The sequence below is a fragment of the Borrelia turicatae 91E135 genome, assembly GCF_000012085.2.
In the GTDB taxonomy this organism is placed as follows: Bacteria; Spirochaetota; Spirochaetia; order Borreliales; family Borreliaceae; genus Borrelia; species Borrelia turicatae.
The window spans coordinates 574,949-586,690 of sequence record NC_008710.1 but is presented as its reverse complement, the minus strand read 5'-3'; the positions used below and the strand labels follow the sequence as shown (position 1 = coordinate 586,690).

Here is an 11,742-nt window from a genome sequence, read left to right as displayed (position 1 = left end):
ATTACCTTATAACCTTGGTTATTGTATCAATATCAACTACTAAGGCTAGACTACCATCTCCAAGTATTGTAGCTCCAGAAACCCCTTCTACTTTAGAATAAATTTTACCTAAAGTTTTTATAACGGTCTGATGTTGTCCTAATACCTCATCCACTACAATTCCTATTTTACCACTATTTGCATTAACAACAACAACATGCTCACTATCACTTTCTTCATCAGATATTTCAAAAAATTCTCGCAAACGTATAAAGCTAATCATGCTTCCTCTATAATTCATAACATTACTATTATTTTCAAACCCACACACCTTAGACATCAATTTATCAGCTTCAAGACAAGACTCAACACTAGAGAGAGGCACAATAAAATGTTCATCTCTTACCCTCACAAGCCACCCTTCAATAATTGCCAAAGTCAAAGGAAAAATTAACTTTATGCGAGTATATTTGCCAAATTCACTCTCAAGAATCACATTCCCTCTAAGAGACTCTACCTGTTTTTTAACAACATCCATTCCAACACCACGACCTGATACATTTGTCACAACATCAGCTGTTGAAAATCCCGGTTCAAAAATTAAATTATAAATATCCACATCTGATAAAGTCCTTGAAACAGCATCAGATATTATATATCTCTCTATAGCTCTCTTAATTATTTTACGCTTATTAAGTCCTCTACCATCATCTTCAATAATAATAATCACAGAATCACCTGATTGATGCGCAGAAAGCTTAATGACACCTTGCGGATCTTTTCCTGCCTCTATTCTCTCTTCTGCCGGTTCAATTCCATGATCAATTGCATTCCTTATTAAATGCACTAAAGGTTCATTTAATCTTTCAATAATACTTTTATCAAGAACAGTATCACCACCTTGTGAATGATAACGAATTGATTTGCCAAGTTGAGCAGATAAATCTTTAACTATTCTTTGAAATTTGACAAATAAAATCTCAATAGGAACTGTTCTAAGTCCTGTGGTATAATCTCTAAGCTCATTAATAAGCAAAGAAAATTCAGCTGAAATTGAATTTAAAATATTATTATTACTACTCTCAGCTTCCTTTGCAAGCTTAGATTGAATCGTAACAAGTTCACCAACAAGATTGACCAAATGATCCAATTTTTTTGAATCAACCTTAATACTTGCAATGTTTACTTTACTTTTAGCAGTATCATCATTAAAATTAGCTCCACCCTTAAGAGCCGTTTTATTAAATATCTCTTCTGTTTTTGATGAATTCTGTTTTTCTTTAGAGCAGACTTCATCAACACCTTTATCTAAATTATTTACTAAGGAATCAAGCTCAAAGGCCTCAGGCATATCATAAGATGAATCAACTTCTTCAACAACAAATTTTGACTGTCCATCCAAAAACATAAAAATATCTTCTATAGAACTTTTACTCTCTTCTGTCTCTAGCTTGACTTCCCACTCAACATAAACATTATCAGGAGACATTAATTCCAAGTCGGGAATGTTTTTTACCCTAGCCCTAACTTGTCCATTTCCTAAATTTAATAATTTTTTTAAAAAATTGATTGGTTTGTGCCCATGAAATAAAATTCCCCTTGAAGGCGAAAAAAGAATTTTATAAATTTTAGTCTCAACATTTAAAGCTTCATCCTCAAATTTACCTTGCTCCAAAGATGCATCCAAGAAAGCTCCTTGTGAATCCAAATCATTAGATAAACTTATCTGATCTCCTCCAGTAGAACTTAAAACTGAATCAGTATTTAACCCAACATCAACACCAAGTCCAAATCCTTTTTTGATTGTATCTATCAAAATTTTTTCACGATTTTTATATGCACTCTCATCAATAGCCTCATCTCCTTCAATTAGTTCACGAATAAAATCAACTGCCATTAAAGTAGCATCAACAGTATCCTGATTAAATTCATCAGAACCTTCCTTTATAGGATCAAGAACCGTTTCTATTTCATGAACAAGAGAAGCTGTTAAATTAAAACCAAACATTCCTGCACTACCCTTGATTGTATGAAAATTTCTAAAAATAGAATTGACAACCTCTTTTCCCGATTCAAACTCAATATTAAGAAGTGCATGCTCAATATCTGAAATATTCTCTATAGACTCCTCTTTAAAAGAATCTTTAAATTTATCTATCATATCACTACTATTCATAAATTGCCCTTAAATACATAAAACTAAAATTCAATTAAACTAAGGCCTAAATCTAAGTGATCAATATCCTCAATATCATTTAAAAATCCACCATATATCAATGAACTTAAAACTTCATCAGATGGATATTCTATCTTTATAAATAAATTTCTATCTTTAGCATATTTATTTGAAGCATACAAAATTTGTATAAAAGTAACATCTATTTTCTCTACATTTGAAAGATTCATTACCAGCGTCTCTTCTTCTTTCATCTCTTTAAGAATATTTAAAAGATCTTCTTTAACTTTAAAGATGCTGTTTACTACAAGTTCTCCTTCTGGATTATAAATCATAACACGTAAAACTCCTATTGATCACAATCAGGATCATATATTGTAGTATTTTTAAAACTGGAGAGTTCTTTAATATCAAACAGATTCTCTACATCAAGAATAATAATAAATTTATTATTACGCTTACCAATTCCAGATATAAATCTCGAATTAAATCCCGTACCAATCTTTGGAGCCTCATCAATATCGGATAAATTTAGTTCAAGAACCTCATTAACATAATCTACCAAAATTCCAAGATTCAATTCATCACCTTCATATATCAAATTTAATATAATGATATTCGAAATATCAACGTCTTTTTTCTTAAGCCCATCATCACTAACTTTACGATCTTGCATACCAAATTGCTTTCTAATATCAATTACTGGAACTATTTTTCCTCTATTATTGATTATCCCTGCCATATAATCAGGGGTTCTTGGTATTTTTGAGATTTTAGTATACTCTAAGACTTCAACAACATATTTAATTTCAATCGCATAAAGCTCATCTAAACTAAACAAAAGATACTGATTTAATGTACCCTGTAAATCGGTTTCTAATTCCATAAATGCCTCTTAATAATATAACTAATAATATAAATAGAACACTCCATAAGTTTTATTCAAACTTCACATATCTCACATATTCACATGTATCAATTATAAATCAAAAATTTCAATACTAAACAAATATAAAACAATGTTCAAACATCATACATAATATAAGTAAAAATATAAATGTTCATCACTTTAAGTTACTAGAAACAATAATACCTGATAACTTGGTTTCTATAAACAACACTCACAAAAGGACATTTGAAACAATCCAAGCAAAACCATAATCAAACTTTCACAATGGTCATGAATTATTAAAATTCACTCTTATTAGTCAAATAATAGCAATTTTCCATAAAAGGAAGACTTGGGTATGGACAACAATTGGATAAACAATAAATGATAAGAAACGCTTTCTATTTATTACAAACCTATTGAATTACATCAATCCAGAATTAAAATTTATATTAAAATTTATAATAAAGGAAAACAACTTATGAAAACAAAGAACATGCTTGCTTTAATGTTTATGTTAGTATCAATATCTGCTTTTGCAAATTCAACATCAACAGCAAGAAACAAATTTGGTATGGGAATTTTACTGCCATTTCCAATTGCATTAGAATTCAATATTGGAAATTTTGACATAGACTTAGGTGCCTACAGTGGGACAAACAACTTTTTTAAGGATTGGAAAACTTTATTCCTTGCAATAGACTACATCTTTTATATACATACTTTTGCAGGAGCAGATAACATGCTAGACTTTGCTGTTGGAGGCGGTGGATATGGAACAATATGGTTCTCAAGATGGAGCAATAATAAAATAAATAGTGGACCAATGAGCTTAGGAGCAAGATTACCACTGATCCTAAATCTTGCAATAGCCAGAAAAAAATTTGATATATTCTTAAAAGTAGCACCTGGTCTTGGATTAAATATTTGGAGTAGAGGAGTTGGATTTAGATGGGAGGTATTTGCCGGACTTGGTATGAGACTTTGGTTTGCATAAAAATAACTGCTTATCACATCAAGAGAAGTACTTAAGTATTTCTCTTGACAAATTAAGTAAAATATCAAAATAAAATTTCAACATATGCTCAAAAACATCAAATGATCCCACTCCCAAAAAACTGATATTATCCCAAAACCATACACGATTTAAATAATATGTATATTGAAAATCATCAATAACAAATTTCATTTCATAACTTAAAACCAAACTGAAATTATAAAGATTATTGACATTAGAACAATATTTGACAAAACGCTCACAAATCATAAATATTTAACTTACTGAAATTTTTAAATATATAATTTGATTTAAAAATGACAATTCATACTATTACTTCCCTTTAAAAACAATCGAGTATATACTTAAAAAATGAGAGGATTTATCAGTACATGAAAAAAATAATCTTAATCTTATTACTAATAAACTACTTTAATGTTTCAGCAAAAGAGTCTCACACAAATAAAGGCTATTTCGGAATTGGAATACTAGGGCCATTATCAAACGCATTTCAACTAGTTTTAGGTAAAAACATCACAATAGAAATTGGAATTTATAACGGATTAAAAAATTTATTCAACAATTTCAATACATTATTTGCTTCCCTAGAGTTTACTGCACTCTCATCAGATTCGTCAGAACAATCTAAAGCGATAGATGCTTCACTGGGAATCGGAATTTATGGGTTATGGTGGATACCTGAATGGCAAAATACCCGCAAAACGTATAATTCGACAAATATAGGAATTAGAATATCGCTCACCCTAAATTTACCAATTATCAAAAAAAATTTTGACATATTTTTAAAAACAGGACCGGGTATCAATATTTGGGGTATTGGTGGTGGAAATCCAAAACAAAAATGGGAAGCATTTGCTGGGCTTGGTATGAGACTTTGGTTTGCATAAAAATAAACAGAATTATAAACACTTCAAATTTTAAATAAAAATTAAATCAACAGAATTCATCCTATAAAATTTTATTAATCATCAAAAATCAAATATAATGATATAGAAACATTAATTATTGGAGATTTAATGCAGAAATTAGTGCTAATAGCAATACTAACACTAAACATATGGGGCGGTGCATTTGGAAAAAGCTCATATTCAGATAGAAAAATAGGATTTGGAGGAAGCATTGGAAACCCAATATTTAATTATATTATGTCATTCCCATTTATAGATCTTGAAATAGGTTATGGAGGAACTAATGGTATTAATCTGTCAGAAGACAAACTCAAATCAAAAAAATATGATTTTAACATATTTGTACTCTCAGCCTTAGATCTAATATTAACAATACCATTAATAGAAAAATTATCTATTGGTACAGGAATTGGGGGAAACATACACATATCATCTAACAAATCAAATTTCATAAACATGGAAATAGGATTTGGATTTCGAATTCCAATAGCTATTTTTTATGATTTAACAGAACAAATAGAAGTAGGTCTTAAAATAGCACCTTCAATAGAATTTGTATCAAACGCAAAATCCATTGCATATCACTACCTCTATGCAGGACTTAAAACAAATATAATAGGTGGAATATTCATTAAATATTATATTTAAACACCAATCTCAAATTATTCCCAAGTACTATGAAAAAATTCACCTCTCTTTGAATCAATTCTTTCAAAACTATGTGCACCAAAGAAATCTCTTTGGGCCTGAATTAAATTGGCTGGTAAATAATTAGTAGAATAAGAATCTAGAAAAGACAGACTTGCATAAAATGCTGGCAAAGGTATCCCAATTTCACTAGCCCTTGAGACTATTCGCCTTAAAGACTTATGATAATTTCTTATTATATCTAAAAAATAATCATCAAAAATTAAATTAATAAGATGTGGATTCTTATCATAAGCCAATTTAATCTTCTCTAAGAAAACACTTTTAATTATACAACCCTCTCTCCAAATCAAAGAAATCTTTCCCAAGTTCAAGTCCCAAGAATAATTAACAGATGCACTCTTAAGCATCATAAAACCCTGAGCATAAGCTAGTATTTTGGAAACCAAAAGAGCATAATAGAGATCTAAAATCCAATCACTCAAATCAAATTCAACAGAATCCACGTCCATTTTAAGAATGTCACTAGCAATTACTCGTTCATGTTTTAATCCCGACAAAAACCTTGCAAACACAGACTCAAAAATTAAATTTGCTGGCACATTTAATTGCAAAGCTTCAATTGATACCCACTTCCCAGTACCTTTTTGATTTGCAACATCTAAAATCTTATCAAGTAAATATTCATTATTTTCCTTATATTTTAAAATTTTAGATGTTATTTCTATTAAATAACTAGAGAGATCACCTTCTCCCCACTTGTCAAATACTTCGGAAATTTTTAAATTATCTAAATTAAAAGCTCTCTTCATAAAAAAATATGACTCACAAATAAGTTGCATATCTGCATATTCAATTCCATTGTGAACCATCTTTACATAATGTCCAGCTCCACTCTCACCAACATAAGCAGAACAAATATCTCCCATATTTGTCTTAGCAGCTATCTTATTTAAAATAGGCTCAATTAATCCATAAGCTTTTTTGCTCCCACCATACATCAACGAAGGTCCAAATCTTGCACCCTTTTCACCACCTGAAATTCCAAGTCCAACAAAATAAACATCCTTAGAAGATAATTCTTTCTCTCTCTTTATTGTATCTTTATAATGAGAATTTCCACCATCAATAATAATATCGAATTTTTCAACTAAAGGTAAAATTTGTTCAATGACTTCATCAACAGCTGAACTTGATATCATTAAAATGATCTTTCTAGGTTTTTTTAAACTTCCAATAAAATCCTCAATATTTTTAAATCCATTAATCTTTTTATGAGCATCGTTTACAAGGAAAACTTCTGTTTTATCATTATCTCTATTATAAACAGAAACATTAAAACCGCTATCAGCAATATTTAACGCCAAATTACTTCCCATAACTCCTAGCCCATAAATACCAATATCCATTGCACTATCCTCTACCCTAATTTTTTTATTACAGACAAATTTACTTTATTCATTATTTTTAGATTATGTTATATTATAAAAAAAGTAAAGATTAAAACAAATGCAAGACAGGAGAATTCTATGAAAAAACAATTTGATACAGAGGTTAATGATTTACTTTATTTAATCATACATTCTCTTTATTCTCATAAAGAAATATTTTTACGAGAATTAATATCAAATGCCTCTGATGCCATTGATAAGCTTAAATTTTTAAACTTAACAAACGAAAAATTCAAGGATATCAAACTAGATCCAAAAATAGAAATAAGCTTTGACGAAAAACTCATTAAAATAAAAGACAATGGTATTGGGATGAACAGAGAAGACCTGATTAATCATCTTGGTACAATTGCAAAATCAGGAACTAAAGAATTTATAAAAAACCTAAAAAAAGATGAGAAAAATACAGCAAGCTTAATTGGGCAGTTTGGAGTTGGATTTTACAGTGCTTTTATTGTCGCAAACAAAGTTGAACTTGTAACAAAAAAAGCATTGGAAGATACTGCCTATCTCTGGTCTAGTGACGGCAAAACAGGATATGAAATAAATAAGGCAGAAAAAGATGAATATGGAACTGAAATAACCCTTTATCTTAACGAAGAAGGAATTGAGTATACCAACAAATGGAAAATCCAAGAGATTATCAAAAAATATTCAAATCACATAAGTTATCCTATCTTCATCAAGTACAAAGAACCCTTGATGAAGGATGGTAAACAAGAAGGATTTGAAGAAAAGGAAGATAAATTAAATGATACAACAGCAATTTGGATAAAAAATAAAAATGAAATCACTGATGAAGAATACAATGAATTTTATAAAAATCTAACCTTTGATTATGAAAATCCATTAATTCATATTCATACAAAAGCAGAAGGAAGTATTGAGTATACAAATCTTTTTTATGTTCCAAGCAAAGCTCCCTATGATCTGTACTACCCAAACACTAAACCTGGTGTAAAATTATTCATAAATAGAATTTTTATCACAGATTCTGCAGACAGCTTACTTCCAAATTACTTAAGATTCATAAAGGGAATAATAGATTGTCAAGACTTGCCCCTCAATGTAAGTAGAGAAATTTTGCAGCAAAACAAAATATTAGCCAAAATAAAGGCATCTTCTGTAAAGAAGATACTTAGTGAACTTGAAAAGCTAAGTGAGTCAGATAATTCTAAATTCAATGAATTTTCCAAAGAATTTGGAAGATGTTTAAAAGAAGGGGTTTATTCTGACTTTGATAACAGAAGCAAACTTATATCCTTAATTAGATTTAAGTCTTCTCACGTAGATGGACTTGTATCTTTAAGAGAATACAAAGAGAGAATGCCTGAGGAACAAAAAAGCATATACTATATAACCGGAGGGAAAGAAAATATACTTAAAATCAATCCAATTGTAACTGCTTACAAAGAAAAAGGATATGAAACTCTCATTATGGATGATGAACTTGATGAGGCAATTTTAAATTTCATCACAGAATATGATGGCATAAAATTAAAAGCAATAAACAAAAACGAAACAAGTGACGAACTAAAAGATGAAAATTTCAAACAAATGGAAGAAGAATTCAAAGACATCCTACTTAAAGTAAAAACAATACTTAAAAATCATGTCAAAGATGTATCACTATCAGCAACGTTAACACAAGAACCATCAGCAATAATAATTGATAGTGCTGACCCCACTTATCAAATGCAAAGAATTATGATATCAATGGGACAAGAGGTTAAAGAAATAAAACCTATTCTTGAACTCAATCCAAACAATAAAATCATTCAAAATTTAAAAAATCTAGATGATATAAACTTGGAAAAAATAAGCATTATTCTTTTTGAAGAAGCAATGATAACTTCCGGTCTACAAAGCAAAAACCCACGTCAATTTATAAACATAATAAATGAAATGTTAGAACAAAACATATAATGAGAGTAAGTTCGCAAGCATAAGCTTGCGAACTTACTTTTTAACTCTAAGAACCAAATCTTTGCCTGCCTCAACAGGATTAGTCTGAGATATCTTAGTTTTAATGTCCTCAGTTAAAGTAGTAGAAGAAGGTACAATATATTCAGAACCATCATCAAGCTTTCCAAACACATACTCAATGCTTGAAACTTCATCAGAATTTGCAATAACAACAGGCGTAACTACTGACTCTGCATGAGCCTTTAAATACTCAAGGTCCAATCTAATAATAACATCACCTTGTTTGACGCTCATACCCTCCTCGGCAACTCTTGTAAAACCCTTACCATTCAAATTAAGAGTATTAATACCAAAATGCACAAAAATTTCAACACCCTCTTTAGTTTCAAGGCTAAAAGCATGATTAGTTTTGAAAATTTTACCAATATTTCCATCACAAGGTGCAACCAACTCACTTCCAGTTGGCATAATTGCAATTCCGTCGCCAACTATCTTCTCAGCAAAAGCTTCATCTGGCACTTTATCAATTGAAACAACTTTTCCACTAACAGGCGCTATTAAATCCAAAGTAGCGGACTTTTTAAAAAAACCCAAAAAACCCATAAACTAATCTCCTATATATTTATCTAAAAATTTTAAAGTCTCTAATTCTGACTTACTATTTAATACCTTGCTTGCCAATTCACTTAAATCAGACATTGTATATTTGCTTAGCAAATACTTAATTCTAAGTGAAGCACTAGGAACCATACTTAAAGATCTAAATCCAAGCCCAATAAGAATTAAAGCTCCAGCCTCATCTCCCCCAAGCTCACCACAAACAGAAACATCAATATCAAAATTATTACCAGCATCAAGAACATTCTTAATCAGCCTTAATACAGCAGGATTATATTTATCGTATAAATTTGATATCTTTTGATTACCCCTATCTACAGCCAAGGTATATTGGGTTAAATCATTAGTACCAATACTAAAGAAATCCAATTTGTCAGCAAAGTCAGATGCCATTAAAGCCGCTGAAGGAACTTCTATCATACAACCAACTTCCAAATTTTCATCAAAAGGCAAATTCCTAGACTTTAAATTTGTTTTAGCTTTATTTATAAAATAATTCACTATATCAAGTTCCTCATATCTAGTAAGCATAGGAACCATGATTCTTATCTTGCCATAATGACTAGCCCTAAAAATCGCATTAAATTGACTTTGTATTAAATCCTCATAGTCCATATACATCCTAAGAGCACGATACCCTAGAAAAGGATTATCTTCCTTTGGGAATTTAAAATATGGAATCTCCTTATCTCCTCCAATATCAAGAGTACGAATAGTAACAACACCTTTTTTCTCAATAGTGTCTACAACTCTCTTATAGGCCTCAAATTGTTCATCCTCCGTTGGAGGCTTTACAGACTCCATATATAAAAATTCTGTCCTAAAAAGCCCTATACCATCAAGCCCATATTTATTAACATAAAAAACATCTGTAGGAGTTCCAATATTAGCCTTCAGAGATATTTTAATACCGTCTTTTGTCTTTGCATCTTGGTTTTTTAATGCGAAAAGCTCTCGCTCATACTCATTATACTCTAATATCTTATGTGCATATTTATCTAGTTCACTGGATGAAGGATTACCAATAATTATTGAAGACAATCCATCAATTATCAACTGCTCACCTTCTTTAATTTTAGCAATATCCAAAGGTGTCATCACAAGAGCAGGAAGTCCCATTGTCCTTGCCAAAATAGCAGCATGAGAAGTCTCACCACCAACTGTAGTCACAAACCCCTTAACATAACTTAAATCAACCTGCATTGTATCAGAAGGCGTCAATTCTTCAGTAATCAGAACCACATCTCTTTTAACCTCAGAGAGATCAGTCACCTGATCTAAAATATTTGAAATAAGCCTATTTCTAATATCTTTAAAATCAGAAGCTCTCTCTTTTAAATAAGCATCTGTATATTCTTCTACACTCGCAATTAATTCTTTAAAAGACATATAAACAGCATAAGCAGCGCAATAATTTTCATTCTTAATAAAACTTGTAACAGAATCAGAAAGTTCATCATCCTCAATCACTAATATCTGTCCTTCAAAAATACCTTCCTTATCAGCACCAAGTTGAGCCACAGCCTTCTTTGTAAGCTCTTTAAGTGCAGATATAGCTTTTGATTTAGCATCATTAAATTTTTTTATCTCATCATCAATTTGTAAAGAAGCAATTTTTGATTTATCAATAAATTTATCAAAATCCTTTTTAATAAAAAGAGCCTCTCCTACACCTATTCCTTTAGATATTCTTTTCCCCGATAAAGTCATATAAACCTTCCATACCTATTCTTTAAAAGATTCAATGAGCTCAACAAGTTCAGTAACAGCCTTTTCTTCATCATCACCATCAGCACAAACCACAAGCTTCTTACCAGAAGATAATTCTAGTGTTTGTAATCGAAATAAACTTTTTCCACTAACAGATTTTCCATCAGCTTCAATAGTTATATCACTAGCATACTCCTTAGCTTTTTTGACAAACGTTGACGCTGGTCTAACATGCAAGCCATTAACGGCATTAATTGTAGCTTCTTTTTTTACCATAAACTTAAGCCCCTTATTTGAATAATTATTTTTTGATTAAGTTATTAACAAATAAATATTATAATGCATAAAAACAAATTGATAAATTAATTCTATTGCTTTTACATTAAAACTATGCCAAAAAACCAGCAATTATTTAATAA

Annotated in this window: 12 protein-coding genes; 4 read left to right on the top strand and 8 right to left on the bottom strand. The window is 30.3% G+C overall.

Annotated elements, in window-relative coordinates:
* Window position 1: 1 nt before the first annotated feature.
* The 3 genes from BT0_RS02850 to BT0_RS02840 are packed head-to-tail and all read right to left on the bottom strand — an operon-like array spanning window position 2 to window position 3,041.
* Entirely contained in the window at window positions 2-2,155 is a 2,154-nt protein-coding gene (locus tag BT0_RS02850) for a chemotaxis protein CheA (protein ID WP_011772509.1), read from the bottom strand.
* A 23-nt stretch (window positions 2,156-2,178) separates the two neighbouring features.
* Entirely contained in the window at window positions 2,179-2,490 is a 312-nt protein-coding gene (locus BT0_RS02845; RefSeq protein WP_011772508.1) for an STAS domain-containing protein, read from the bottom strand.
* Between the two features lie 14 nt (window positions 2,491-2,504).
* The gene (locus tag BT0_RS02840; RefSeq protein WP_011772507.1) at window positions 2,505-3,041 is read right to left on the bottom strand and encodes a chemotaxis protein CheW; all 537 of its coding nucleotides are present in this window, start codon (window positions 3,039-3,041) and stop codon (window positions 2,505-2,507) included.
* 484 nt (window positions 3,042-3,525) lie between these two features.
* Here BT0_RS02840 and BT0_RS02835 point away from each other — a divergent pair, with 484 nt between their 5' ends.
* Entirely contained in the window at window positions 3,526-4,041 is a 516-nt protein-coding gene (locus BT0_RS02835; protein ID WP_011772506.1) for a DUF3996 domain-containing protein, read from the top strand.
* An 18-nt stretch (window positions 4,042-4,059) separates the two neighbouring features.
* Here BT0_RS02835 and BT0_RS02830 read toward each other — a convergent pair whose 3' ends face one another.
* Window positions 4,060-4,311: a hypothetical protein gene (locus BT0_RS02830; protein ID WP_041178496.1), complete on the bottom strand. Its 252-nt coding sequence runs from the start codon at window positions 4,309-4,311 to the stop codon at window positions 4,060-4,062.
* A 122-nt stretch (window positions 4,312-4,433) separates the two neighbouring features.
* Here BT0_RS02830 and BT0_RS02825 point away from each other — a divergent pair, with 122 nt between their 5' ends.
* Both BT0_RS02825 and BT0_RS02820 read left to right on the top strand, forming a co-directional pair.
* A complete protein-coding gene (locus tag BT0_RS02825) occupies window positions 4,434-4,949 on the top strand; it encodes a BAPKO_0422 family outer member beta-barrel protein (RefSeq protein ID WP_011772505.1) in 516 nt (171 codons plus the stop codon).
* A 129-nt stretch (window positions 4,950-5,078) separates the two neighbouring features.
* Complete coding sequence (locus tag BT0_RS02820; RefSeq protein ID WP_011772504.1) at window positions 5,079-5,618, top strand: BAPKO_0422 family outer member beta-barrel protein; 540 nt, start codon at window positions 5,079-5,081, stop codon at window positions 5,616-5,618.
* Between the two features lie 14 nt (window positions 5,619-5,632).
* Here the strand turns inward: BT0_RS02820 and gnd are convergent, their stop codons facing one another.
* Window positions 5,633-7,027, bottom strand: coding sequence for a decarboxylating NADP(+)-dependent phosphogluconate dehydrogenase (gnd, locus tag BT0_RS02815; RefSeq protein ID WP_011772503.1), 1,395 nt, complete (start codon window positions 7,025-7,027; stop codon window positions 5,633-5,635).
* A gap of 120 nt (window positions 7,028-7,147) precedes the next feature.
* Here gnd and htpG point away from each other — a divergent pair, with 120 nt between their 5' ends.
* The gene (gene htpG, locus BT0_RS02810; protein ID WP_011772502.1) at window positions 7,148-8,995 is read left to right on the top strand and encodes a molecular chaperone HtpG; all 1,848 of its coding nucleotides are present in this window, start codon (window positions 7,148-7,150) and stop codon (window positions 8,993-8,995) included.
* 33 nt (window positions 8,996-9,028) lie between these two features.
* On the opposite strand, the gene crr is transcribed toward htpG, so the two are convergent.
* From crr to BT0_RS02795, 3 genes are read right to left on the bottom strand one after another with little or no spacing between them, the layout of a single operon-like run.
* Window positions 9,029-9,598: a PTS glucose transporter subunit IIA gene (gene crr, locus BT0_RS02805; protein WP_011772501.1), complete on the bottom strand. Its 570-nt coding sequence runs from the start codon at window positions 9,596-9,598 to the stop codon at window positions 9,029-9,031.
* 3 nt (window positions 9,599-9,601) lie between these two features.
* Window positions 9,602-11,323, bottom strand: coding sequence for a phosphoenolpyruvate--protein phosphotransferase (gene ptsP / locus BT0_RS02800; RefSeq protein WP_011772500.1), 1,722 nt, complete (start codon window positions 11,321-11,323; stop codon window positions 9,602-9,604).
* Between the two features lie 15 nt (window positions 11,324-11,338).
* Window positions 11,339-11,599: an HPr family phosphocarrier protein gene (locus tag BT0_RS02795; protein ID WP_011772499.1), complete on the bottom strand. Its 261-nt coding sequence runs from the start codon at window positions 11,597-11,599 to the stop codon at window positions 11,339-11,341.
* Between the last annotated feature and the right edge of the window lie 143 nt (window positions 11,600-11,742).

Bases quoted from the DNA above. Each gene is read 5' to 3' on its own strand.
- BT0_RS02850 (WP_011772509.1), bottom strand. From the start codon at position 2,155: ATGAATAGTAGTGATATGATAGATAAATTTAAAGATTCTTTTAAAGAG.
- BT0_RS02845 (WP_011772508.1), bottom strand. From the start codon at position 2,490: ATGATTTATAATCCAGAAGGAGAACTTGTAGTAAACAGCATCTTTAAA.
- BT0_RS02840 (WP_011772507.1), bottom strand. From the start codon at position 3,041: ATGGAATTAGAAACCGATTTACAGGGTACATTAAATCAGTATCTTTTG.
- BT0_RS02835 (WP_011772506.1), top strand. From the start codon at position 3,526: ATGAAAACAAAGAACATGCTTGCTTTAATGTTTATGTTAGTATCAATA.
- BT0_RS02830 (WP_041178496.1), bottom strand. From the start codon at position 4,311: ATGATTTGTGAGCGTTTTGTCAAATATTGTTCTAATGTCAATAATCTT.
- BT0_RS02825 (WP_011772505.1), top strand. From the start codon at position 4,434: ATGAAAAAAATAATCTTAATCTTATTACTAATAAACTACTTTAATGTT.
- BT0_RS02820 (WP_011772504.1), top strand. From the start codon at position 5,079: ATGCAGAAATTAGTGCTAATAGCAATACTAACACTAAACATATGGGGC.
- gnd (WP_011772503.1), bottom strand. From the start codon at position 7,027: ATGGATATTGGTATTTATGGGCTAGGAGTTATGGGAAGTAATTTGGCG.
- htpG (WP_011772502.1), top strand. From the start codon at position 7,148: ATGAAAAAACAATTTGATACAGAGGTTAATGATTTACTTTATTTAATC.
- crr (WP_011772501.1), bottom strand. From the start codon at position 9,598: ATGGGTTTTTTGGGTTTTTTTAAAAAGTCCGCTACTTTGGATTTAATA.
- ptsP (WP_011772500.1), bottom strand. From the start codon at position 11,323: ATGACTTTATCGGGGAAAAGAATATCTAAAGGAATAGGTGTAGGAGAG.
- BT0_RS02795 (WP_011772499.1), bottom strand. From the start codon at position 11,599: ATGGTAAAAAAAGAAGCTACAATTAATGCCGTTAATGGCTTGCATGTT.